This is a genomic window from Nereida sp. MMG025 (assembly GCF_021654165.1).
In the GTDB taxonomy this organism is placed as follows: Bacteria; Pseudomonadota; Alphaproteobacteria; order Rhodobacterales; family Rhodobacteraceae; genus Nereida.
On record NZ_JAKFZN010000037.1, the window covers coordinates 1 to 647 of the forward strand.

The following is a 647-nucleotide window of genomic DNA, read 5'->3' on the forward strand; positions in this document are numbered from 1 at the left end:
TGCCATCAGACCTTGTGGTCGCACTTATGGGCAGTAGAGCTATGCGCGCACTCGATAAAAAGCATCGCTTCCGGGAGGGACTTGCTTGGATAGGCGGGCTGCTGTTGATCATCATTGCTGTGAATGTGCATACTGGCATCCTCTAAGAAAGAATACCAACCATCGTGGGTCAGAGACTTTTGTAAACTTCGGCTTGTCAAAAACGGTAGTTTTGATCTGCTTTTTCGGCGCGTTGGACACAAAGTTAAAATGGCTTCCTTTTCGGAGGCGCAGCCGTTAACTTTCTCTTATTAGTTGTATTTTCAGGTCTCTTTTTATGAACACCCATTTCAGCCAGAAGGACCGTCAGGGGCGGCTCACGACATCGCTTGGTGCGGATATGCTTGTACTGCTGCGCATGGACGGAACTGAGGAGCTGTCGGCGGATTTCGAGTGGCGGGTTGAGGCTTTGTAGCCTGATGCGGGACTTGATCTGCACGCGCTTTTGGCCACGCAAGACGTGGATCATCTGGGCGATGCCACCCACCCAGGCGGCGACATTGAGAGCTACGACTGGCCCGGCGATTATCTGGACTAGGGCGAAGGGCGCGGCGTGGTCAGCACGCGACTGGACGCACGTTCGTATGCCTGAAGGCCAAGCACCGTTT

General features: G+C 53.6%; 1 protein-coding gene. It reads left to right on the forward strand.

The window, feature by feature from the left end; all coding sequences use genetic code 11:
- Window positions 1-316 precede the first annotated feature (316 nt).
- Entirely contained in the window at window positions 317-454 is a 138-nt protein-coding gene (locus L1065_RS15730; protein ID WP_237096462.1) for a hypothetical protein, read from the forward strand.
- Window positions 455-647 lie beyond the last annotated feature (193 nt).

Coding starts and splice junctions, on each gene's coding strand:
- L1065_RS15730 (WP_237096462.1), top strand. CDS start 317: ATGAACACCCATTTCAGCCAGAAGGACCGTCAGGGGCGGCTCACGACA.